General features: G+C 47.2%; 15 protein-coding genes and 1 tRNA gene. 12 read left to right on the forward strand and 4 right to left on the reverse strand.

Annotated elements, in window-relative coordinates:
- Positions 1-33 precede the first annotated feature (33 nt).
- Positions 34-2,118 (forward strand): M3 family metallopeptidase, encoded by a 2,085-nt coding sequence (locus tag JXR92_RS03070; RefSeq protein ID WP_131225594.1) that lies wholly within the window; start codon positions 34-36, stop codon positions 2,116-2,118.
- A gap of 83 nt (positions 2,119-2,201) precedes the next feature.
- The gene (secDF, locus tag JXR92_RS03075; protein WP_129643589.1) at positions 2,202-5,201 is read left to right on the forward strand and encodes a protein translocase subunit SecDF; all 3,000 of its coding nucleotides are present in this window, start codon (positions 2,202-2,204) and stop codon (positions 5,199-5,201) included.
- Positions 5,202-5,296: 95 nt separating this feature from the next.
- On the opposite strand, the gene JXR92_RS03080 is transcribed toward secDF, so the two are convergent.
- Both JXR92_RS03080 and JXR92_RS03085 read right to left on the reverse strand, forming a co-directional pair.
- The gene (locus tag JXR92_RS03080) at positions 5,297-6,958 is read right to left on the reverse strand and encodes an IS1182 family transposase (protein WP_131225595.1); all 1,662 of its coding nucleotides are present in this window, start codon (positions 6,956-6,958) and stop codon (positions 5,297-5,299) included.
- A gap of 123 nt (positions 6,959-7,081) precedes the next feature.
- Positions 7,082-7,153 (reverse strand) — tRNA-Arg (locus JXR92_RS03085).
- Between the two features lie 165 nt (positions 7,154-7,318).
- Between JXR92_RS03085 and JXR92_RS03090 the strand changes: the two genes are divergently transcribed.
- From JXR92_RS03090 to JXR92_RS03125, 8 genes are all read left to right on the forward strand, one after another.
- Positions 7,319-9,166: a 2-oxoacid:acceptor oxidoreductase subunit alpha gene (locus JXR92_RS03090; protein ID WP_131225596.1), complete on the forward strand. Its 1,848-nt coding sequence runs from the start codon at positions 7,319-7,321 to the stop codon at positions 9,164-9,166.
- Between the two features lie 99 nt (positions 9,167-9,265).
- Entirely contained in the window at positions 9,266-10,270 is a 1,005-nt protein-coding gene (locus tag JXR92_RS03095) for a 2-oxoacid:ferredoxin oxidoreductase subunit beta (RefSeq protein ID WP_131225597.1), read from the forward strand.
- A 649-nt stretch (positions 10,271-10,919) separates the two neighbouring features.
- The gene (locus JXR92_RS03100; RefSeq protein ID WP_390437454.1) at positions 10,920-14,300 is read left to right on the forward strand and encodes a SusC/RagA family TonB-linked outer membrane protein; all 3,381 of its coding nucleotides are present in this window, start codon (positions 10,920-10,922) and stop codon (positions 14,298-14,300) included.
- Between the two features lie 31 nt (positions 14,301-14,331).
- Positions 14,332-16,014, forward strand: a complete 1,683-nt coding sequence (locus JXR92_RS03105) for a SusD/RagB family nutrient-binding outer membrane lipoprotein (RefSeq protein WP_138346265.1) — start codon at positions 14,332-14,334, stop codon at positions 16,012-16,014.
- A gap of 301 nt (positions 16,015-16,315) precedes the next feature.
- Entirely contained in the window at positions 16,316-17,824 is a 1,509-nt protein-coding gene (locus tag JXR92_RS03110; protein ID WP_138346263.1) for an amino acid adenylation domain-containing protein, read from the forward strand.
- A gap of 8 nt (positions 17,825-17,832) precedes the next feature.
- Complete coding sequence (locus tag JXR92_RS03115; protein WP_005830717.1) at positions 17,833-18,075, forward strand: acyl carrier protein; 243 nt, start codon at positions 17,833-17,835, stop codon at positions 18,073-18,075.
- A gap of 3 nt (positions 18,076-18,078) precedes the next feature.
- On the forward strand, positions 18,079-19,467 hold the full coding sequence (locus JXR92_RS03120) for an MBOAT family O-acyltransferase (RefSeq protein WP_138346261.1): 1,389 nt from the start codon (positions 18,079-18,081) through the stop codon (positions 19,465-19,467).
- A gap of 12 nt (positions 19,468-19,479) precedes the next feature.
- Positions 19,480-20,568: a histidine kinase gene (locus JXR92_RS03125; RefSeq protein ID WP_138346259.1), complete on the forward strand. Its 1,089-nt coding sequence runs from the start codon at positions 19,480-19,482 to the stop codon at positions 20,566-20,568.
- Here JXR92_RS03125 and upp read toward each other — a convergent pair.
- Positions 20,511-21,170 (reverse strand): uracil phosphoribosyltransferase, encoded by a 660-nt coding sequence (gene upp, locus JXR92_RS03130; protein WP_005830723.1) that lies wholly within the window; start codon positions 21,168-21,170, stop codon positions 20,511-20,513. The genes JXR92_RS03125 and upp overlap by 58 nt on opposite strands.
- A gap of 384 nt (positions 21,171-21,554) precedes the next feature.
- On the opposite strand from upp, the gene pckA reads away from it, so the two are divergent.
- Positions 21,555-23,162: a phosphoenolpyruvate carboxykinase (ATP) gene (pckA, locus tag JXR92_RS03135; RefSeq protein WP_008662559.1), complete on the forward strand. Its 1,608-nt coding sequence runs from the start codon at positions 21,555-21,557 to the stop codon at positions 23,160-23,162.
- Positions 23,163-23,299: 137 nt separating this feature from the next.
- Entirely contained in the window at positions 23,300-23,947 is a 648-nt protein-coding gene (locus JXR92_RS03140; RefSeq protein ID WP_117589179.1) for a nitroreductase family protein, read from the forward strand.
- Positions 23,948-24,038: 91 nt separating this feature from the next.
- Here the strand turns inward: JXR92_RS03140 and typA are convergent, their stop codons facing one another.
- Complete coding sequence (gene typA / locus JXR92_RS03145) at positions 24,039-25,838, reverse strand: translational GTPase TypA (RefSeq protein ID WP_138346257.1); 1,800 nt, start codon at positions 25,836-25,838, stop codon at positions 24,039-24,041.
- Between the last annotated feature and the right edge of the window lie 23 nt (positions 25,839-25,861).

The raw sequence follows: 25,861 nt of genomic DNA on the forward strand, positions 1-25,861 counted from the left end.
AATTAATACTTAACATTTAATACTTAGAAAACAATGTTCAAAAAATGTATTCTAATTTTAGCAGCAAGTTGTATGATGTACTCCTGTGCCACCCAGACGGAAAGCAATCCGTTCCTTACCGAGTTTCAAACACCCAATGGAGTGCCTCCATTCGATAAAATCAAGTTGGAGCACTATGAACCCGCATTCCAAAAAGGTATAGAAGAGCAGAATGCCAATATCCAAGCCATCATTGCCAATACGGAAGCTCCCACTTTCGAAAATGTCGTTGTTGCTCTCGACAACAGCTCCCCAACTCTGGACCGTGTAGGCGGTGTATTCTTCAACCTGACGGAGGCCGAAACTACCGATGAACTGACAGCCCTTTCCATGAAACTGGCCCCGACATTGGCCGAACACGAAGACAACATCTCACTCAATCAGGAGCTTTTCAAGAAAATAGATGCTGTCTACAATCAGAAAGATGCTCTCGGTCTGACCCGTGAGCAACAAAGACTGCTGGAAAAGACTTATAAGGGTTTTGTCCGTTCCGGCGCCAATCTTCCGGCCGACAAACAAGCCCGCCTGCGCGAAATCAACAAGCAGCTTTCCACGCTCGGAATCACGTTCAGCAACAACATCCTGAACGAAAACAACGATTTCAAGCTTTATGTAGAAAAAGAAGAAGACCTCGCCGGACTTCCCCAATGGTTCCGCGAAAGCGCCTTGGTCGAAGCCCGTGCCACCGGACAAGAAGGCAAATGGCTGTTCACCCTGCACAATGCAAGCCGCCTGCCTTTCCTGCAATATTCAGCCAACCGCCCGCTGCGCGAGCAGATGTACAAAGCCTACATCAACCGTGGCAACAACAATGACAAGAACGACAACAAAAAAATCATTGCCGACATCGTAAGCCTGAGACTTGAAAAGGCGCAATTGCTGGGATTCGATTGTTACTCCAACTTTGTATTGGACAATACAATGGCAAAGAATTCCGCTACCGTGATGGACTTCCTCAACAATTTATGGAGCTATGCACTCCCCAAGGCAAAAGCCGAAGCAGCCGAGCTGCAAAAGCTGATGGACAAGGAAGGCAAAGGAGAGAAACTGGAAGCATGGGACTGGTGGTACTACACCGAGAAACTGCGCAAAGAAAAATACAATCTCGAAGAAGAAGAAATCAAGCCCTACTTCAAGCTGGAAAATGTACGCGAAGGCGCCTTTGCCGTTGCCAACAAGCTCTATGGCATCACACTGACTAAACTCGAGGGCATCCCCGTCTATCATCCCGATGTGGAAGTGTTCGAAGTGAAAGCCGCCGATGGCTCACAACTGGGCATTTTCTATGTAGACTACTTCCCCCGCCCCGGCAAGAGTGGCGGAGCATGGATGAGTAATTACCGTGAGCAACAAGACGGCGTACGCCCATTGGTATGCAACGTATGCAGCTTCACCAAGCCGGTAGGCGGCACTCCCTCCCTGCTGACTATCGACGAAGTAGAAACTTTGTTCCATGAGTTTGGCCATGCTCTGCACGGATTGCTAACCCAATGCCAGTATAAAGGTACTTCAGGCACCAATGTCGTACGCGATTTCGTGGAACTCCCCTCCCAAATCAACGAGCACTGGGCCACCGAACCCGAAGTGCTGAAAATGTATGCCAAGCATTACAAGACTGGCGAAGTCATCCCCGACAGCCTGATTGAAAAGATACTGAACCAAAAAACGTTCAATCAGGGTTTCATGACTACCGAGTTGCTGGCCGCCGCCATCCTCGACATGAATCTGCATAACCTGACTGACACCGAAGGTCTTGATGTCGTTGCATACGAAAAAGAAGCAATGGACCAACTGGGGCTGATTCCGGAAATAGCTCCCCGTTATCGTACCACGTACTTTAACCACATCATTGGCGGCTATGCGGCAGGCTACTACAGCTATCTCTGGGCCAATGTTCTAGACAATGATGCCTTCGAAGCCTTCAAAGAACACGGTATCTTCGACAAGCAAACAGCCGACCTTTTCCGCCAAAATGTTCTGGAAAAAGGAGACAGCGAAGACCCGATGACTCTCTATAAGAACTTCAGAGGAACTGAGCCTCAATTAGACCCGATGTTAAAAAATCGCGGTATGAAGTAAGATTTGTGAAAAAAAAGCTATATTTGCAGCCTTGTATGCAACAGAATTTAATTAAAAAGTAATCATAATAAACTAAAAGTAACATGCAAAACAAAGGATTTGTAAGGGTTTTTGCGATATTGCTCACACTGGTGTGTGTGTTCTATCTCTCCTTCTCTTTTGTAACTCGCCATTACACAAGTAAGGCCAAAGAGTTTGCAAAAGGCGATGTGAAAGTAGAGCAGGACTACCTCGATTCTCTGGCTAATGAGAAAGTGTATTTTGGCAATTGGACGCTGAAACAATGTCGTGAGATGGAGATCAGTTTAGGTTTGGACTTGAAGGGCGGTATGAACGTCATCCTTGAAGTATCCGTACCCGATGTCATCAAAGTATTGGCTGACAACAAGACTGACGAAGCATTCAACCAAGCATTGGCCACTGCCGCCAAACAAGCTACCACAAGCCAGGATGACGTGATCACCTTGTTCGTCAGAGAGTATCACAAGCTTGCTCCGGGTGCTCCGCTGTCACAGCTGTTCGCAACCCAACAATTAAAAGACAAGGTAACTCAGAAATCTACCGACGCAGAAGTTGAAAAAGTATTGCGCGAAGAGGTAAAGGCGGCTGTTGAGAATTCCTATAATGTACTCCGTACCCGTATTGACCGTTTCGGTGTAGTTCAGCCTAACATCCAAAGTCTGGAAGACAAGATGGGGCGCATCATGGTGGAACTTCCGGGTATCAAAGAGCCTGAACGTGTAAGAAAATTGTTACAAGGTTCCGCCAATCTGGAATTCTGGGAAACATACACAGCAAAAGATGTTACTCCTTATCTGCAAGCTGCCGACACCAAGTTGCGTGCCATCGTTGCAAGCGAAACTCCGACAGAAGAGGCAGACAGCGCAGCTACCGAAACTCCTGCCGTAGCACAAGCTACCAGCACAGCCGACAGTCTTGCCGCTGCTTTAAAAGGCGAAAACAAAACACAAGCTGTTGACCTTGCGCAGATAAAGAAAGAACACCCGCTGTTCGCCATCCTGCAGGTCAACCCCAGCGGGCAAGGTCCTGTTGTTGCTTATGCCAACTACAAGGATACTGCTGAAATCAACAGATACCTTTCCATGCCGGAAGTTCAGGCCGAAATGCCGAAAGACTTGCGTCTGAAGTGGGGCGTATCTCCTTATGAATACGATCCGAAAGCCCAGACTTTCGAACTTTATGCCATCCGTTCTACAGAACGTAACGGCAAGGCGCCTCTGGAAGGTGATGTAGTGGTTAGCGCCAAAGACGAATACGACCATTACGGTAAACCTGCCGTAAGTATGTCTATGAACACTGACGGTGCCCGCCGTTGGGCTCAGCTCACCAAACAGAATATCGGCAAAAGCATTGCTATCGTGCTGGACGGTTATGTTTACTCAGCACCGAACGTAAACAATGAAATCACGGGCGGTAACTCACAGATTACCGGTCACTTTACTCCGGAACAAGCAAAAGACTTGGCAAACGTGTTAAGATCAGGTAAGATGCCGGCTCCTGCACACATCGTACAAGAAGATATCGTAGGTCCTTCACTGGGACAAGCTTCTATCAATGCCGGTATCATGTCATTCATCGTAGCATTGATTCTGCTGATGGTTTACATGTGCTCTATGTACGGATTCATTCCGGGTATGGTTGCCAACGGTGCTCTGGTACTGAACTTGTTCTTCACATTGGGTATCCTTTCTTCTTTCCAAGCAGCATTGACGATGTCCGGTATTGCCGGTATGGTGCTGGCACTGGGTATGGCTGTAGATGCCAACGTATTGATTTACGAACGTACCAAAGAAGAACTCCGTGCAGGCAAGGGTGTAAAGAAAGCATTGGCTGACGGTTACTCCAACGCCTTCTCTGCAATCTTCGACTCCAACTTGACGTCTATCATCACCGGTATTATCTTGTTCAACTTCGGTACAGGTCCTATCCGTGGTTTTGCTACTACATTGATTATCGGTATTTTGATTTCGTTCTTTACTGCCGTATTCATGACGCGTCTGTTCTATGACCATTTCATGAGCAAGGACAAACTCCTGAATCTGACATTCTCTTCCAAGATTTCAAAGAACTTGATGGCGAATGTACACTTCGACTTCATGGGTAGAAACAAATTGTGGCTGACCACTACTGGAGTTATCATAGTTATATGTATCGCTTTCCTCGCTACCCGCGGATTGAGCCAGAGTATCGACTTCACTGGTGGACGTAACTTCAAAGTACAGTTTGAGAATAAGGTAGAGCCGGAACAAGTTCGAGAGCTTATTTCCAGTAAGTTCGGTGATGCCAATGTCAGCGTTATCGCCATCGGCACGGACGGCAAGACAGTACGTATCAGTACCAACTACCGTATCGAAGAAGAAGGTAACAACATCGACTCTGAGATCGAAGCATACTTATACGAAACATTGAAACCGTTGCTGACTCAGAACATCACTTTGGAAACCTTCATCGACCGCGAAAACCATACGGGCGGAAGTATTATCAGTTCCCAGAAGGTAGGTCCGAGTATCGCAGACGACATTAAGGTTTCAGCCATCTGGTCTGTTGTACTTGCATTGATTGCCATCGGTATCTATATCCTGATCCGTTTCCGCAATATTGCATACAGTATCGGTTCAGTATCCGCATTGGCTTGTGATACTATCATCATCCTGGGTGCCTACTCCATCTGTTGGGGCTGGATGCCGTTCTCTCTGGAAATCGACCAGACCTTTATCGGTGCCATCCTGACAGCTATCGGTTACTCTATCAACGACAAGGTGGTAATCTTTGACCGTGTACGTGAATTCTTCGGTCTCTATCCGAAGCGTGACAAGTTCCAGTTGTTCAATGACTCATTGAATACAACTTTGGCACGTACCATCAATACTTCACTGAGCACCTTGATTGTGTTGCTGTGCATCTTCATCCTCGGTGGTGATTCCATCCGCAGCTTCGCATTCGCCATGATTCTGGGTGTTGTATTCGGTACACTGTCTTCTCTGTTCGTTGCATCTCCTATCGCATATCTGTTGATGAAAAACAAGAAAGGTACTGAAGCAGCTGTAGAAGTAGCCAAATAAAAATTTAGACAAAAAACTATAAACTAAAAAGAGGTTGTGTCAAAACGTTGGCACAACCTCTTTTATATTTTAAGTTCTGCTATATTTTCTTTTGGCTATGCTACTTTTTCCTCATGCATTTGGCAGCAAGTTGCTATATTCCAATTATATCGGGTTATAAATAGTCCCATAAACAAATATTTGGCAACTGTAATGAGCCCCTTTCCTTCTTTTATCTGTTTAGCACACATTTTTTTGATATTAAAGGCTATAGCAAAGAAAGCAAAGTCCATTGTAACCTTGTCTTCTCCCACATGCCGGAATCTTCTGTATGCCATGTTGTATTTCATTTGTCCAAACACAGCTTCTGGTTCTATACACCTCCTGCCTCTATGCTTGATACCTTCTTCTGAGAGCAACCTTTCCCGTGCCTGCCGTTTGTATTGATTTAATCGGTGGTTGACTTCTATAATACGGTTCCCCCGAGCTTTAAAACAACTGCCACGCAAAGGGCAACCTTCGCATCTTTTTGCTTTATACCGGGCACTTTCGGTGATGTATCCGCTCGCTGTCTTGTCACGTTTGGTTCCTATACGGTTCATGTGCTGTCCCATAGGACAAACGTAATAATCCTCTTGGGCATTGTAATGGAGACTTTCGGCATGGAACGGGTTGGGAGTATAACGGGGACGCTGTTCTTTATGGAAGTAATTGTACTTGATGAAGGTTTCTATCCCATTCTCCTGCATGAACCGGTAATTTTCTTCCGAACCGTAACCGGAGTCTGCCACGCAGATATTCGGTAAACGGTTATAGCGGTACTGGAAAGAGTGGAAAAAAGGTATGAGGGTCAGTGTATCGGTAGGGTTGGGAAACAGACGGAAGTCTGTGATAAATTGGTTTTCAGTACCTATTTGCAGATTATATCCGGGTTTGGTCTGCCCGTTCTTCATGGCATCTTCTTTCATGCGCATGAATGTGGCACCAGGATCGGTCTTGGAATAGGAGTTACGTTCTCCAAGGGTATCAAGGTGATTGTCATATTCTATCAGCTTGTCACGATACCCTTCAAGTTCCCTGACCTGCTTCTTCTTTTTGCGCAGGGCTTTCTTTTCTTCCTTATCCTTTGTTGCAGGCTGGCGTTCCAGGGCTTCTTTAAGTTCATCCACTATGTCAGAGAGCCTGCAGGAAGTAAACTCCACGGATGTGTCTTTTATAGAGTTCTCCTGTGCAATGGTTTCATCCACCTGCTCCAAGAGAATACGGATTTTATCCATTAGTCTCGTACGGTTCCGTTCGACTGTCTTGCGCCAGACAAAAGTATATTTGTTGGCTTTGGATTCAATCTTGGTGCCGTCAATATACTCCACATCAAGGCTGATGAAACCTTTATCGGCAAGGACAAAAATCAACTGGGTAAATACATTATTTATTTCCTCCTTTACACGGTTACGAAAACGGTTGATCGTGATAAAATCCGGATGCTCATTACCGGCAAGCCAAATATAATGAATGTCACGAAGGAGGTGCTTCTCTATTTTACGGCAAGAATAGATATTATTCATGTAGGCGTAGATTATCACCTTAAGCATCATTTTAGGATGATAAGGACAACGGCCCGTTTCCTTATAAAGCTTCTTGAAACTCTCAAGATTGAGGTTGTCAATAACAGCATTCACGATGCGGACCGGGTCGTTCGCAGCTATGTTTTCATCAATTCTTTGTGGAAAAAGAACGGTTTGGTTGGGAATGTAAGGACGAAAATGTAACTTTGCCATAACGAAAAACTTTATGCCTAAAGATACGAAAACTTTGGGTAATAACAAAGCCCGGGCTTGAGAAAGTCTGGGCTTTGCGCATAAAAAAAGGCTGTGTCAGCATTTTGACACAACCTCTTTTTGTAGTCTCGCCGGGAATCGAACCCGGATCTAAAGTTTAGGAAACTTCTATTCTATCCGTTGAACTACAAGACCTTTTGCATAGATTCTGCATATTGCAGTAGATTGCGAATGCAAAGATAATGTATTCTGTCGATTTTCCGAAAAAAGTTTTGTTAATCCGATTAACTTTACGAAATTTGTCGGTCAGTGATAGAATACAGTAACCCCCAAAAATTAATCTATAGTAATTCGTAAGTTATGGCAAACGACATGATGGTCAAAGAACTGGAGCAAGTGGTAGTCCGCTTCTCCGGAGACTCCGGCGATGGTATGCAGCTCGCCGGCAACATCTTTTCAACAGTTTCGGCTACCGTGGGCAATGATATCAGTACATTCCCCGACTATCCGGCAGATATCCGCGCCCCGCAAGGTTCACTTACCGGTGTTTCCGGTTTCCAAGTACATATCGGTGCTGAGAAAGTCTATACCCCGGGTGACAAATGCGACGTATTGGTAGCGATGAACGCCGCCGCACTGAAAACCCAATATAAGTTTGCTAAATCCACTGCTTGTATCATTATCGATACAGACGCTTTTCAGAAATCAGACCTGGAAAAGGCGGCTTTCAAGACCGATAATCCGATAGAGGAAATGGGTATTAAGCAGGATGTCATCGCCGCCCCCATCTCAAAGATGGTGAAAGACTGCCTTGCCGACACCGGAATGGACAACAAATCCATGCTGAAATGCCGCAACATGTTTGCAGTAGGTCTGGTATGTTGGCTGTTCAACCGCGACCTAAAGATAGCCGAAGATTTCATCCGCGAGAAATTCGCCAAAAAGCCCGAAATTGCCGAGGCAAACATCAAGGTTATACATGCAGGATATGATTACGGACACAACACCCATGCTTCCGTAGCCCACACATATAAGATTGAAAGTAAAACCACCGTTCCCGGCAGATACATGGATATCACGGGTAACAAAGCTACTGCTTACGGCTTCATCGCCGCAGCTGAAAAGGCTGGCCTGAAGCTGTTCCTCGGCTCCTATCCCATTACTCCGGCAACCGATGTACTGCACGAACTCTCTAAGCACAAGTCTCTGGGCGTGATGACCGTGCAGTGTGAAGACGAAATTTCCGGTTGCGCCACTTCTATCGGCGCCGCTTTTGCAGGCGCGCTGGCTGTGACCTCCACTTCAGGTCCCGGTGTCTGTCTGAAATCGGAAGCCATGAACCTGGCAGTCATTACAGAACTTCCGCTGGTTGTGCTCGACGTGCAACGTGGCGGCCCTTCTACCGGTCTGCCCACCAAGTCAGAGCAGACAGACTTGTTACAAGCACTGTTCGGCCGCAACGGTGAAAGCCCAATGCCCGTCATCGCTGCCTCTTCACCCACAAACTGTTTCGATGCAGCCTACATGGCAAGCAAGATTGCATTGGAACACATGACTCCGGTCGTATTGCTGACCGACGGCTTTGTTGCCAATGGTTCCGGCGCCTGGAAGCTGCCCAAACTGGCAGACTATCCCGCCATCACTCCTCCCTATGTGACTCCCGAAATGAAGGACAACTATACTCCGTACAAACGCAATCCTGAAACGGGTGTCCGCTACTGGGCCATCCCTGGACAAGAAGGCTATATGCACATCCTCGGAGGTCTGGAGAAAGACAGCAATACCGGTGCCATCTCCACCGATCCCGAAAACCATAACTTGATGTGCCACCTACGTGCCGAGAAGGTGGCCAAAATCCCCGTACCTGATGTAGAAGTGCAAGGCTGTGCAGACGATGCCGATTTGCTGATTGTCGGTTTCGGCGGTACATACGGCCACTTGTATTCGGCCATGGAAGAGATGAAGAAGGCAGGCAAGAAGGTTGCCCTCGCCCACTTCACTTATCTAAACCCACTCCCCAAGAACACGGAGGCTGTTCTGAAGAAGTACAAGAAGGTGGTAGTTGCCGAACAAAACCTCGGACAATTTGCCGGTTATCTACGTATGAAGATAGACAACTTCACCCCGTACCAGTTCAACGAAGTCAAAGGACAGCCGTTCGTCGTTGCCGAGCTGGTGGCAGCGTTCAATAAATTAATTGACAATTGACTGTTAACTATTGATAATAACCATGCGTAATATGCGGATTATCAATGACCAACCACCAATTATCAACTATCAATTATCAACTATCAATTTAAAAAGATTATGTGCGAATATACAGCAAAAGACTATAAAAAAGGACAACCTCGTTGGTGTCCGGGTTGTGGTGACCACTTCTTTCTGGCCTCACTGCACAAAGCAATGGCAGAAATCGGCAAAGCTCCTTGGGAGAATGCCGTCATCTCAGGTATCGGCTGCTCCAGCCGTCTGCCCTATTATATGAATACGTATGCGATGCAGACCATCCACGGACGTGCTGCTGCCATCTCTACAGGTGCCAAGGTTGCCAATCCCAACCTGACGGTATGGCAAATCTCCGGCGACGGTGACGGTCTGGCCATCGGCGGTAATCACTTCATCCACGCCGTACGCCGTAATATCGACCTGAACATGATTCTGCTGAACAACCGCATCTACGGTCTGACCAAAGGTCAATATTCCCCGACCTCTCCGCGTGGTTTCGTCAGCAAGTCGTCTCCCTACGGTACGGTAGAAGATCCATTCCACCCGGCAGAGCTTTGTTTCGGTGCCCGTGGCCGTTTCTTTGCCCGCGCGGTAGCTACCGATGCTCCGGGGACAGTGGAAATATTGAAGGCAGCCATGGCTCACAAAGGGGCTTCCGTTTGCGAGATTCTGCAAAACTGCGTTATCTTCAATAACGGTACGCATGACTCCGTAGCCAAAAAGGAAGACCGCTCCAAGAATGCCATCTACCTGAAACATGGCGAACCGATGTTCTTCGGCGAGAACAACGAATACGGCCTGATGCAGGAAGGCTTTGGTCTGAAAGTCGTGAAACTCGGTGAGAACGGCATTACAGAGAAGGATATCCTCATCCACGATGCCCACTGCATGGACAACACCCTGCAACTAAAGCTTGCCCTAATGGAAGGTCCCGACTTCCCGATTGCACTCGGTGTTATCCGCGATGTGGAAGCTCCTACTTACGACGATGCCGTTCATGAACAAATCGAAGAGGTGTCTGCCAAGAAGAAGTATCACAACTTCGAGGAGTTATTGATGACGAACGATACGTGGGAAGTAAAATAAACCACTAAGATTTTTGCATAAGTTGCTTCCACACTTCCACTCATCTGCCGAAATTTCTTATCCAACGGCATTTCAGATGCTGTGGAAGCAACTCAAAAGTATGGAAGCGCATTTTGCTTCCACACTTTTGAGTTGCAATATTAATAGCTTGTATCATTTCTTATTAATATTATGTTTGCACGAAACAAATAAGGTGCAAACATGATATTAATTTCCCAAAAGTAAGAGTACCTACCTATCCTTTCTCTCACAAACCGCAGGCTGATGGTTCCTTCGTTCGAGTAATCCTTCCCAGATAAAGGTCAAAAGCACTCCCACCCTGAAAAGAAAATGCAACCACTGCAACTGCACCAGATTTTATTACAGCGATAGAACATACCTCCGACGAACAAGGCTACCAATAAGGGCCGACAACAAGACTTCAAGGGAAGAGAAGGAAATTGTGGAATACCTACTGTGGATTTTTTCCACATCTCCACACCACAAACACCCGAACTTCCCTTTTCCCAATTAAAAATAAACGATTGATTATCAACATTATTCATCCTTGAAAGGATAGCTTGCCTTTCGTTTGGCATATCTCTTGCTAAAATATCCGCCGAAAGGACGTAATATTTATAATAAGATAAATCAATTATTTTTCAGTAGTATGAAAATCAGGATGAGAAAACGGTGTGACATTCCACATTCAGTGTCGCACTTCCAAAAAAGTTTGATTATTGCAAGTTGGTTATTAGCATTTCTTTTCACCGGAACAGCCTTCGCACAAGAAAACCGAACCATTAAAGGCATTGTGAGAGATGTAACAGGAGAACCGCTTATCGGTGCCAGCGTCATACAGAAAGGTACCAACAACGGCGTCATTACCGATGTGGACGGCAACTTCACACTGACCGTTCCTGCAGATGCAACACTCTCTATCGCTTACATGGGCTATGCCACCCGGGAGATAAACCTGGCAAAACGAAAAAAGCAAGGCGACCTGAAGATTACACTCAGCGAAGATACCCAGCAACTGAAAGAAGTCGTAGTAACGGCAATGGGTATCAAAAAAGATACGAAACGTGTCGGTTATGCCATCAGTACCATCAGTGCAGACGAATTGGTAAAGGCAGGAGCACCCAATTTTGCCTCTGCCATGTACGGTAAAGCACCGGGAGTCCGCATTACACAAACACAGGGCGGTTCTGCCGGAGCTGTCTCCATCAACGTACGCGGCCTGACCTCTATCACTGGAAATAACCAGCCACTCATCATTCTGGACGGGGTACCCATCCGCAACGGCGGCACGGGCAAAAGCACGGACTTCGCTGAATTTGGCAACGACGGACAAATCCGTTCCAATGGTCTGGTAGACATCAACCCAGAGGACATCGAGAGCCTCAGTATTCTGAAAGGAGCTTCCGCCACAGCTCTCTACGGCTCGGAGGCTGCAAACGGTGCGGTAGTCATCACCAGCAAACGCGCCAAAAGTGGCAAGCTGACGGTGGACTTCAATGCCCAAGTCATGGCAAACTTACCGGCTTATCTGCCAAAAGTACAGACCGTATACGGGCCGGGAACCTACAACACCGCATACAGCGATTATGAGAAACAGACGGGAGGCTTCTATCAGAGAACCCTAAACGGACAAAGCTACAAAAGCCTCCGTTCCACCACCTTGTCCTTCGGCCCGAAATACGACGGTAGCGAGGTACTTTACTGGGACGGGAAGATGCGCCCCTACCAGGCACTGACCGACAACCCGTGGAAAGAGTTGTTTCGCACCGGCTGGACCCAGACTTACAATCTCGCCATCTCACAAGGGACGGAAACCACCAGCAACCGCTTCTCCTACACATTCATGGACGAGATTCCCAATGCCTTGACCGGAAGCTTCACCAAACACAACTTCAAGCTGACCGGTTCGTATCAACTGGCGAAACCGCTGAAACTGGAATACTCCCTTAACTACATCGTACAGAATGTAGAAGACCGTCCGCAAACCTCGCTCAACCTATACAGCGGTTTCGGCAACATGTTCTCCACCTTCCTGGACATTCCCTATCTGAAACAAAGCTACGTCACCAGTCTGGGATACCGTAATACCTTTGTCGGAGGAAACGCCACGCTGACTCCTGAGGAATCATGGGCCTACGACCCCAGTTACGCCACCGGAGTGAACAACATGCTGTGGAATATGTACCATCACCATAGCGACGAGACAGAGAATCGGCTCATCGGTATAATTCGCCCCACCTGGCAGATAACCAACTGGCTGAGTCTGCGCGCCCAGGTTTCAACTGATATCACAGATGTGAAGCAAACACTGAAATATGAAAGCGAACAACCCAATTCCCTATACGACCCCAACGGTAGCTTCCAGTCCATCAACCGCCGTTACGACATTGTCTATGGAGATGTTATGTTGAACTTCAACTATAATATCAACCGCTTCGACATTGCCGCCACCGTAGGCTGGACCGGACGCTACGAAAATATGAACAATATGAGGGTCTCCACCAATGGCGGGCTTGTCACGGAAAACTGGTTCGACCTCAATGCCAGCCGCTACACGCCAAGCAGTACCCTGCAACGTATGGAACTACTGAAAACCGGCTATATGGGTACACTGAGCCTGGGATGGGACAACTATCTATTCCTTGAACTGACCGGACGCCAGGAACGCTCGTCTACCCTAAAAGACCAGAGCTTTTTCTATCCTTCCGCTAATCTGAGTTTCCTCTTCACCCAAGCCTTCCACATGCCGTCATGGTGGAACTATGGAAAACTGCGCCTCTCATACGGTATCGTAGGAAATGCTCCTGAAACCTATACCGCCAATATCGTCTACGAGCAAGGTTCAGACAACGGATTCACCTGGAACACCATTCCCTCTTCATGGGGGAATGCAGATATCCGTCCGGAAAAGAAGTACGAATACGAGATAGGTCTGGAAAGCAAGTTTTTAAACAACCGGTTGGGTATAGATATATCCTACTACAACAACCGTGTAAAGGACCAGATACTCTCCACGCCGCAACCTTCCACATCAGGCGTAAAGAATGTGTTGATGAATGTGGGCGAGGTAGCCAACCACGGCTGGGATATATCAATCAGTGCCACTCCCATACTGACCAGAGATTTCCGCTGGGACCTGACAGCCAACTATGGTGTATATAAGAACAAAGTGGTGAAACTGGCCGATGGAGTGCCCTATCTGGAAATACTCAACTCCGGAGGCAGTGGAATAAAAATACAAGCTGTGGAAGGCCAGCCAATGGGTGACATCTATGCGCAGGTTCCCCAGGTGAACGAAAACGGTGAGTACCTCGTTTCCGATAAAGGTCTTTACCTCAACCAAACCGAATTGCAGAAAGTCGGCAACATCAATCCAGCAGGCGTAGGAGGTCTATTCAACTCTTTCTCCTACAAGAATGTATTCCTCGATTTCAGTATCGACTTCCGCATCGGAGGAGATGTCATCAACGAAATGAACCAATATGCCACCGCAGTGGGTCTGACACCCGAATCCCTAAAGTACCGTGATACGGAACACGGCGGACTATCCTATTACTATCCGGGCGACAACAATTCCAGCGGAATTCCGGTACAAGTAGACCCTTCCACGGGTGCCGGCCCCAACGGAGAGATAATCTACCACGACGGCATCATTCTTCCGGGTGTAGTGGCCTCCACTGGCGAAAGAAACACACGTATCATTCCGGCAGGCTATTACTACAACACCACCTATAATTGGGGAACGGAGGCCGAACAGCTGACATACCGCCATTCGGTATTCGACAATTCTTATGTCAAACTGCGTGAATTGACCATCGGCTACCAATTTCCCGAAAAGATGATCTCCAAACTGGGACTGGGCCGGCTGAGTGTGTCGGTCTTCGGACGTAATCTCTTCTACTTCTACAAAGCACTGAAAAACTACGATGCGGAGTCGTCCGTCGGAACATCCTGGGCCAACCAGGCTACCGTGGGAAGTTCTACCACAGCTACCCGCAGTTTCGGTGTTTCACTTCGTGCAAGTTTCTGACAAAACAACCATCCAAAAAACAACAAAGAGTATGAAAAAGACAAAGATATTATCTCTTGTTTCATTGGGAGCATTCCTCTTGACAACATCAGGCTGTACGGATTATGACTTCGACAGCAAATACGAAGACCCCTCCAAAGTAACCCAAGTCACCATCAGTAATCTGATGGTAGGAGTCTTCCAAAAAGTAAAGGACTATGATGTTTACGAATACAACCGGTTCTTCGGATTCGATTCACAGTTTACGGGCAAGTATGCACAAACCTTCGGCTACTCCAACACTACGGATATGTATACCCCCGGCTATATACCCGCTATTGACGGACAGTGGGACAATGTGTATTCGGCACTGGCCCAGTTCCGTAAGCTGGAATCTCTCTACGAGGAAGAAAGCGCGGCAGAACAAGCCCAGGACGAGGCATTCTATCTTGCCGCCAAAGTACAGTTGTACGATTTCTTTGCCGCCACAGTGGACGTTTTCGGGGATATGCCTTTCTCGGAAGCTTGCACGCTGCCGCTTACCAACGATGTAGGTAAATCGTATGCTCACTATGACAAGGCCGAGAATATATATAAAACCATTCTTGACGAGCTCAAAGAAATTGCTCCGCGGTTCCGCTCCATCCCCACACCGAGGAACTTCAATACACAAGACTTTATCAACAACGGGGACATGGACAAATGGGAACGTTATGCAAACTCCTTGCGCCTACGCCTTGCCCTGCGCGTAGCCGCGCAGGGAGACTTGCAGGCGGAAGGCCGTACCGCCATCAAGGAAATCCTGGAAAATCCGTCGGCCTATCCGTTGATAGAGGAACAAGAAAACAACATTCTCATTGTCAACCAGAAGTCTGGGCAACTGAACTTCACCGCAGGCCACGGACTGGGTGACTGGGTAACCAACCGACTCGCTTCGGGCGCCATCATCGACCGCATGCTGGGCCATGGCAACTATGATATGACCAGCAATGACCCACTGAGCGGCGTTTATGTGAAAGGAGAAGACGACCCGCGCATCCTGCTCAACTTCAATCCCGTGAAGATTACCAACCAAAACACCGGTCAATTGGACGAGCACCGTTATCTGGGCACAGACCTCACCGTGGCGGATGAGCTGACGGAATATTACAACTCGCAGGCACAAGACGAAGTCAATACCAGCAACACCGGTTTCTCACAAATCACGCAGAAAGGTTTCTTTTGGGAAAACGATAAATTCGACATGCTGATAATGGCCTCACCCGAAATCCATTTCCTGAAAGCGGAAGCCTATGAAATGGGGTATGGAGTGGCAAAGAATGAAGCGAAAGCGGAAGAAGAGTTCAAAAAGGCTGTCGGCCAGTCCATCACGCTTTACTACTATTACGACTCGGTAAGTACGGGTGAAAACGCACGCCGGTATAATGCCCCCACTGCCGAAGAAACAGCCTCTTTCGCTGCTGCCAAATGGAACAGCACGGAATATGCAGACAAGCTGGATGCTATCATTACCCAAAAGTGGCTGCATTTCGGTTTCCTGGCCAGTCGCGAGGCATGGAGTGACATCCGACGTACCGGCTATCCGTCCGGCCTGGTCTTCCCCGAAGTAGCCGGTACCATCACAAATGTGCCGAACCGCTGGAGATACCCGAATACGGAAGTCAACTACAATCCCTACTATAAAGAGGTGTCGGCCGAAGACACTTACTACCACAAACTGTTCTGGGCAAAATAAGGACTTTGTTTGCAAACCCATTTTGCCCGAAGAGTATATCATACTCACCACAGAATAACACAGATTAACACAGATTGCCTTAGGAGTTCTGATAATAAAGAGTTTTTAGCAGTGTTAATCCGTGCTATCCTGTGGTGAGTATGTATTTGCCCCCTCTGTTTCTTTTATTCCGAACAGTATCCCTCCTTTTTTAGAAATCTTAAGGATTTCCCGGTAGGGAGATTGCGGGAAACCACTGTCTTTAATAAACGACGGACAAACATCGCTTCCGCAAAAACTGAACTATAACATAACGGACTAAATGAAAAAATATCCAAATGACTTGATTGGCGACATCATGAAAGCCTTCGGCAAATATGCCGACCGACCAGCATTCGTCATCGAAGACACGGCCTGCACTTATGGAGAGCTGGCAACTTGCGTACAGAAAATATCCTCCCTATTCAAGGACAGAGAAGACAAAATTATCGGCATCGTCGCAGAAAACAGACTGGAAACATACGCATCCATACTATCTGCACTGATTTGCGGAAAGACATACGTCATCCTCCATCCTTCCTACCCCAAACATAGGAACGACAGAATTGCCGACTCGGCAGGCATTCGCCTCGTGCTGCATACCGAGAATATCCATATCTTGAACCTCGACACCCGGAATCTGGAACTGATATGTACCTCCGAAATAGAGCAGGCAGAGAACTCCGCCACGTTCCATGCCGCAGAAGACATCCTCCATACGGCAGAAGAGGAAAATGCCTACATCATCTTTACCTCTGGAAGCACGGGCGAACCCAAAGGAGTACCCATCTCCCGCCGTAACCTAAATGCTTTCTATACCGCCTACCACCGCCTCGACTGGCAACTGGACGAAAACGACCGGATGCTGCAGATGTTCGAACTCACTTTCGACGTTTCCATCGTATCCTTTCTATATCCGCTGACGCTGGGTGCTTGCATATACACCGTTTCTCCGGAAGGCGTGAAATACATCAACGTAATTGAAACTCTGGAAAAATACGACCTGACCTTCGCTGCCGTGGCCCCTTCACTGCTCCAGCTGCTACGTCCCTATTTTCCGGAGATACACCTCCCCGCACTTAGATATCTAGTGGTTACTGCCGAGGCTTCTGACGCGGAGCTGTTGGATGCTTTCAGAAAATGTGTCCCCAATGCCTCTTTCATAAACCTATACGGACCGACAGAGGGAACCATCTACTGCACTGCCTACCGGATACCCGTCACCTCCTGCAAGCATCACAACGGCATGACCGCTATCGGAAGGCCTTTCGAAGGCATCGATGCCCTAATTATGGATAACGACGGTCGCCCGCTGCCTACCGGAGAAACCGGCGAACTATGGATTAGCGGCAATCAAGTGATGGGTGGATACTGGAATGCTCCCGAAAAAAACGGGGAATGCCTCGTAGAGACCGCCAATGGAAAAGTATACTACAAGACGGGAGACCTCTGCCGGATGGATGCCGACGGTGACATCATCTATTGCGGACGAAAAGACTCACAGATAAAGATACAAGGATTTCGCATCGAGCTGAGCGAGATTGAACATGTGGCAAAAAACTTTTTCAACGGTGAATGCCGTGTAGTCGTCATTCCCAAATACGACAACGGCAATCAGTGCGAACTACATCTCGTCGTAGAGAAGAAACAGCTCGACAAACAGCAGATGGAGGAATATCTGTATAGCAGGCTTCCCTACTACATGATTCCCAAGCATATGCATTGCCTGGAACAGTTTCCGCTGAACACCAGTAGCAAAACAGACAGAAAGAAAATACAAGAACTAATTTAAACTTGACAATGGATACACAGACTATTTTGAATGAAATGAGCCTCATCTTTCGGGAGGTACTGAAAAGAGAGAACATTGTACTTGACAATGAGACCACCGCCCAGGATGTGGAAGGATGGGATTCACTGACCAACATGCAACTGATAAACAAGATAGAGAAGAAATTCAATGTACGCTTCACCTTCAGAGATATTGTAAAACTCAAAAACGTGGGAGACATCTGCCATGCCATTTTAACCAAAACCAACTAGGAAATGTCATTCATATCCCTGAACTTCGTCGTACTGTTTGCGTGTACTTTCATTCTATACCATACGCTTCCTTCACGATTCAGAAAAGCGACCTTACTGACAGCCAGCTGCCTCTTCATAGGCTTCTACCACCTCACTTTTCTGATAACGGCCCTCATCCTCACGCTTACCACCTTCTACCTTGGCAAATGGATAGGACAGACCAAGCGGGAAAGCAGCATGAAGGGAATTTATTTTTCAGGTGTGTGTTTTCTGGTCGTGAGCTGGTTGGCATTCCGGTATGCCGACCGGCTTACAGACTGCCACATCCTTTTTCCGCTGGGAATCTCTTTCTATACTTTCCAGGCCATTTCGTACCTGACAGAAATCTATTGGCAAGAAGAAGAACCGGAAAAGAGCCTGCCCGACTTCATGATATACATGCTCTTCTTCATGAAGTTCCTTTCCGGTCCCATAGAAAGGGCAGGTGACATGCTCCCCCAACTGAAGTCCTGCAAAGCTACGGACTATGCATCCATGGTCTACGGAATGAGACTGATTGTCGTGGGACTGATAAAGAAACTGATACTGGCCGACTCCATCGCCCCATACATAGACGGTGTCTTCGGGTCGGTATACACAGCCTCAGGCGTGCAATTGCTGATGGCATGCCTCCTATATCCGATAGAGCTGTATGCCGACTTCTCCGGATATACCGACATCGCATTGGGAGGAGCGCGCATGCTGGGATTCAAGCTCAGCCCAAACTTCAACCGGCCGTTCATTGCACAGACCACTGCCGACTTCTGGCGCCGATGGCACATGTCGCTTTCATTCTGGGTACGCGACTATCTGTACCTCCCGTTGTCCTCGAGCCTGCGTGGATGGGGACAATGGGGCGTATTTCTAAGTCTGGCGCTGACCTTCACGGGACTGGGTATCTGGCATGGTGCCGGATGGAACTTCGCTGTCTACGGACTAATTCAAGGTGTCATCATCTTCTACGAGATGAAGACCACGACATTTCACCGCAGACTGAAAGCCCAATTGGGAAGCCGCTTATATGCCACATTATCCGTCGTAAGGACCTACCTACTTTTTGCCGTATCTCTGATATTCTTCCGGGCAAGTTCCATGGCCGAAGCGTTCCACTACATCAGCCACCTCTCCTTCGGCGTACATTACAGTTGGAAGGAAATGAACATCGGAATGCCGGACCACAACAGCATTGTGGCAGGAAGCGCACTCGTACTGATATTGGTTTACGAATATTTCATGTCCAAGCATGATTTGCTGGAAGCCCTCGGACGACAGCCGACAGCCGTAAGATGGAGTATCTATTATCTGCTCGCCATAATACTTTTCACACTGGGACAGTTCAACTCGGACAGCTTCATATATTTACAATTTTGACAATAAAGACACATGATGAAGAAAAACAGCGAACGGAACGCAGCCATACGTTTCATGAAAAAGCTCTTTATCCTTTTTATCCCTTTTATAGCCCTACTGGCAGTCTATTTCCTGGACGACCCTTTCATGGTCCTGAAGAACTATGAACGATACGACCAAACCCCGGTTGTACTAAACGAAGGGTACGTGGGGTGGCAGATGTATCTGAACAACCGGGATACCATCCCCATCGACTCCTATATCATGGGAAACTCCTGCACTATGGCTTATCAATGCCATGAATGGGAGAAATACCTCCACGGCGGAAGGGCCGTACGGCTATTCGGAAATGCCGAAAGCCTCGCCGCCGTCTGCCTGAAGCTGAAGGCACTGGACAAGGCAGGTGCAACAATCAAGAACCTGCTGCTGATTATCGACAAGGAATCATTGCACAACGACCGCTGCCTGACCGGACATTCCAACATTCTGCCGCCCGCCATATCGGGAATAAGCAACTTCAAGTTTCAGAAGGAATTCTGCCAAGCCTTCTTCTACCCGAACTTTCTCTTCCCCTATCTGGACTACAAGCTGTTCCATACCTATCGCCCTTACATGAAAGGGATTATAAACCCCTATGGCTCCACCCGAAACCCGGTAACCAATGATGTGCTGAATCCCAGAGAGAAAATGATAAAGGAAGAGGGAGATAAGTACTGGGAAAACCGGAAAGGAGAATTCACCAAAGAGAAAATGAAGAATTATAGAGACGGGAAATACCGGGAAGCCCCCCAAGTGCTCAGGGAAAAGCAAATCAGCTTGTTGCAGGAAATAAAGTGGATTTGCCGGAAGCATAATACCGATGTGAAAATCATTATCAGTCCCGACTACCTGCAGGTCAACATAAACCCTGCCGACGTAAAGACGCTAAAGCGCTTCTTCGGAAAACGGAATGTGTTTGATTTCACCGGTATCAACGAATACACGAAAGACATCCACAATTATTATGAACCGGGGCATTATAGGCCCGCACTTGGGAAAAGGCTGATGGAAAAGATATATGAACCTTATATCTTGTCACCGAACGCCAAATCTCCGGCATCTCCCAGCCCGGGAACGATATAGGAATGCTCGTTCATCTCCGGGTCGATTGCTGCACACCACAAGGTCACTTCATCTCCAGGGAACAGCTTTTCCAGATGCTCTACGCCCTGCTGGCTGGCTATGACACAAGCTATCTGCAACTTGGCCGGCATCCCCTTGGTGACGAAGGCCTTCCAGGCCAATTCCATACTTTCTCCCGTGGCAAGCATCGGGTCTACAATCAATAATGTCTTCTTGGACAAATCCGGAGTAGCGATGTATTCGATGTGTACATCCACCGTACGGCATTCCTTATCCTTATAATAACGGTAAGCGGAAACAAAAGCGTTCCCGGCATGGTCGAACATATTCAAGAATCCAGTATGCAAAGGCAATCCGGCACGGAAAACAGTGGCAATCACCACCTCGTCATCGGGTGTGCTGACCGACGCCACCCCCAAGGGAGTCTGTACCTGCTTGACAGAATACGTCAGTTCCTTACTCATTTCATACGCCATTATCTCTCCAATGCGTTCAATATTACGGCGGAAACGCATACGGTCGCCCTGGACTGCTACATCACGAATTTCCGCCACGTATTGGTTCAAGACAGAATTTGTCTCGGCAAAGTTGATAACCTTCATAACTATAAATGTGCTAATGTGCAAATATGCTAATGTGCAAATGTGGTGTACGTAATGCCGCATGGCAATTAGCACATTGGCATATCAGCACATTAGCACATTAAAATCTGCTGCAAAGTAAACGAATTTCACTCAATTTGCAACATTCAGTTAGCAGATATTGTTATGGTTTTATAAAAGATTTCCTATTAGAGAAAAATTTCTCTAATAGAGCTTTTCTTTAAAAAGAAAGTATTACTTTTGTAGGCGAAAAACAAGGGACCTGCTGAAAAGCAGGAAAAAAAGAGCTTTTCTACACCCGTTTTCCCTTGTAAATCAAAGGTAAAAAGAGATTAAGGAAAGAGATTATAAACCAAATACCAACATTTTAAATCATTAAAAGAAATGGCAAATTTAGATTTAAGCAAGTACGGTATCCAAGACGTGAAGGAAATTATCCACAACCCGTCTTACGATGTACTGTTCGCAGAAGAAACCAAACCAGGTTTGGAAGGTTTTGAAAAAGGTCAGGTAACTGAACTGGGTGCTGTAAATGTAATGACAGGTATCTATACCGGTCGTTCTCCTAAAGATAAATTCTTCGTAATGAATGAAGCCAGCAAAGATTCTGTATGGTGGACTTCTGAAGAATACAAAAACGACAACAAACCTTGCTCTGAAGAAGCTTGGGCTGACTTGAAAGCTAAAGCTGTTAAGCAGCTGAGCGGCAAGCGTCTGTTTGTTGTTGATACCTTCTGTGGTGCCAACCCCGCTACTCGTATGAAAGTACGTTTCATCATGGAAGTGGCATGGCAGGCTCACTTCGTAACTAACATGTTCATCCGCCCGACTGCTGAAGAACTGGCTAACTACGGAGAACCCGATTTCGTATCATTCAACGCTTCTAAGGCAAAAGTTGACAACTACAAGGAACTGGGTCTGAACTCTGAAACAGCTACTGTATTCAACTTGAAGACCAACGAACAGGTTATCTTGAACACTTGGTACGGCGGTGAAATGAAGAAGGGTATGTTCTCTATCATGAACTACAAGAACCCGTTGCGTGGTATCGCTTCTATGCACTGCTCTGCCAACACTAATATGGAAGGCACTGACTCTGCTATCTTCTTCGGTCTGTCCGGTACTGGTAAGACTACCTTGTCAACTGACCCGAAACGTCTGTTGATCGGTGACGACGAACACGGATGGGATGACGAAGGTGTATTTAACTACGAAGGTGGTTGCTACGCTAAGGTTATCAACTTGGATAAAGAAAGCGAACCCGATATCTACGCTGCCATCAAGCGTGACGCTCTGTTGGAGAACGTTACAGTTGCTGCTGACGGCAAGATTGACTTCGCTGACAAGAGCGTAACAGAAAACACTCGTGTTTCTTATCCTATCTACCACATCAATAACATTGTTAAACCGGTTTCTAAGGGTCCTCACGCTCACCAGGTAATTTTCTTGTCTGCTGACGCATTTGGTGTATTGCCTCCGGTATCTATCCTGAACCCTGAACAAGCTCAGTACTACTTCTTGTCTGGCTTTACTGCTAAGTTGGCTGGTACAGAACGTGGTATCACTGAACCGACTCCGACATTCTCTGCTTGCTTCGGTGCTGCTTTCTTGAGCTTGCATCCTACTAAATATGCAGAAGAATTGGTTAAGAAGATGAACAAGGTTGGTGCTAAGGCATACTTGGTTAACACTGGTTGGAACGGTAGCGGCAAACGTATCTCTATCAAAGATACTCGTGGTATCATCGACGCTATCCTCGACGGTTCTATCGACAAGGCTCCGACGAAGGTTATTCCTTTCTTCGACTTCGTGGTTCCTACTGAATTGCCTAACGTAGATCCGAAGATTCTTGATCCTCGCGATACTTACGAATGCGCTTGCCAATGGGAAGAAAAAGCAAAAGACCTGGCTGGCCGCTTCATCAAGAACTTCGCTAAGTTCACTGGCAACGAAGCTGGTAAGGCTCTGGTTGCTGCTGGTCCGAAGCTCTAATCTGACAATAAAGTTAGAAACATATGAAAAAGGTATCTCCTCCGGGAGATGCCTTTTTTCTTTTTTAATATCTCTATCTCATTGATAATCCGAAAGTTTTAGTAGTTTTGCAGAAACCATTATTCAAATAAAGCAATATGAAAAGTATCAGATTGATGTTGGCAGGCGCAAGTTTGTTGCTGTTCTGCAGTTGCGGTGCCCAAGTCCAGAAAGAGACCCAAGTTGCCAATGCAAATGAAAGCAAAGAGAATGCGGTGATTGAAACCATCATGTCACGCCGCAGTATCCGCCAGTACAAACCGCAAGCCGTGAATCGCGACACCATGCAGATTATCCTGGATTGCGGTATCAATGCACCCAACGGACAGAACAAGCAATCGTGGGAAGTGCGTGTAGTGGATAACCCGGATTTCATCAACGGCATTACGGAAATCTACAAGAAGGAAAATCCCAAAGCCGCCGAAGACCCGAAATTCAAGAACATGTTTCGCAACGCTTCTACAGTAGTATTTATTGCCAATGACCCGTCTTATGACCTTTCGCAGATTGACTGCGGACTGCTGGGTGAGAATATGATTCTATCAGCCTGGTCCATGGGAATCGGTTCTTGCTGCTTGGGCGGTCCCACGCGCTTCATGACCTCTACTCCGGCTGCTGCCGAATACCTGAAGAAACTGGATATTCCGGAAGGCTATCAGCTACTTTACTGTATCGCTTTCGGCTATCCGGATGAAACGCCCGCTGCCAAACCCCGTAATGCGGCAAAGGTAAAATTCATCGATTGACTTTCGTTTGAATGACGACAATAAACAAGGAGTGCCTCACCTTTCGGCGGGGCACTCCTTTCATATATAACAACTAAAACTCTTCTGTTTATCAGTTCTTGTTTGCGCGTTTACGCTCAAGCTCATCGAGGATAACCTTACGCATACGCATTGATTTAGGAGTAACTTCCACGTATTCGTCTTCCTTGATGTACTCCAGTGCCTCCTCAAGAGAGAACTGTACGGGAGGAATCAGACGTGCCTTATCATCCGAACCACTGGCACGCATATTGGTAAGCTTCTTGGACTTCGTTACATTAATCACCAAGTCGTTGTCATGGGAATGCTCGCCCACTACCTGGCCTGCATAAACCTCTTCCTGCGGGAAAATGAAGAATTTACCGCGGTCTTGCAACCTGTCAATGGCATAGGCAAAAGCCGTACCGGACTCCATGGCAATCATAGAACCGTTGGTACGCCGTTCAATCTCACCCTTATACGGTTGATATTCCTTAAAACGGTGCGCCATGATGGCCTCTCCGGCGGAAGCGGTCAACACGTTGGTACGCAGACCGATGATACCGCGCGACGGCATGTCGAACTCAAGATTTACACGTTCGCCGGCACTTTCCATCTTTACCATTTCACCTTTACGACGGGTCACCATATCAATCATCTTGCTGGCATATTCTTCGGGAACATTGATGGTCAGCTCTTCGATAGGTTCGCATTTCACGCCGTCAATCTCCTTGAAGATTACCTGCGGTTGCCCTACCTGCAACTCATACCCTTCACGACGCATGGTCTCAATCAGTACGGAAAGATGAAGCACGCCACGGCCGGAAACAATCCACTTGCCGTCTTCCTCGCTCTTGCGCACACGAAGAGCAAGATTCTTATCCAACTCCTTCATCAAACGGTCGTGGATGTGGCGGGAAGTAACAAACTTACCTTCCTTACCGAAGAACGGAGAGTCGTTGATGGTGAAGAGCATACTCATCGTAGGCTCGTCAATGGCAATGGGCGGCAACGCCTCCGGATTTTCGTAATCGCAGACCGTATCTCCGATTTCAAATCCTTCGATACCTACCAATGCACAGATGTCACCGGAAGACACTTCCTGCACCTTTACACGGCCCATACCTTCGAATGTATGCAGTTCCTTGATTTTTGATTTCACGATACTCCCGTCACGCTTTGCCAAAGACACGTTCATGCCTTCTTTCAATGTGCCACGGTGCACGCGGCCCACAGCAATACGCCCGGTATACGAAGAATAATCCAGCGAAGTAACCAGCATTTGCGGTGTACCTTCCAACTGTTCGGGGGCAGGAATATTCTCCAAGATACAGTCCAGAAGCGGATAAATGTTATCAGTCGGCTGCTGCCAGTCGGTACTCATCCAATTATTCTTGGCAGAACCGTAGATAACGGGGAAATCCAGCTGGTCCTCGGTTGCATTCAAGCTGAACATCAAGTCGAACACCATCTCGTACACTTCTTCGGGACGGCAATTTGGCTTATCCACCTTATTCACAACAACAATAGGTTTCAGACCAATCTGCAGAGCTTTCTGCAATACAAACCGTGTCTGCGGCATAGGACCTTCGAAAGCATCCACAAGCAGAATGCATCCATCCGCCATATTCAATACACGTTCCACTTCACCTCCGAAGTCACTGTGTCCCGGAGTATCAATAATGTTAATCTTGGTGTCTTTGTAGTTGATAGAAACGTTCTTTGAGAGAATCGTTATACCTCGTTCACGCTCCAGGTCATTGTTATCCAACATTAATTCACCTGTGCTCTGGTTGCTGCGGAAAAGGTTTCCGGCCAAAAGCATCTTGTCAACGAGCGTCGTTTTCCCATGGTCCACATGGGCAATAATTGCAATGTTTCTAATCTTTTGCATATAATACCTATTATTTTCAGGCG

It is taken from the genome of Bacteroides parvus, from assembly GCF_017309675.2.
GTDB lineage: Bacteria > Bacteroidota > Bacteroidia > Bacteroidales > Bacteroidaceae > Bacteroides > Bacteroides uniformis.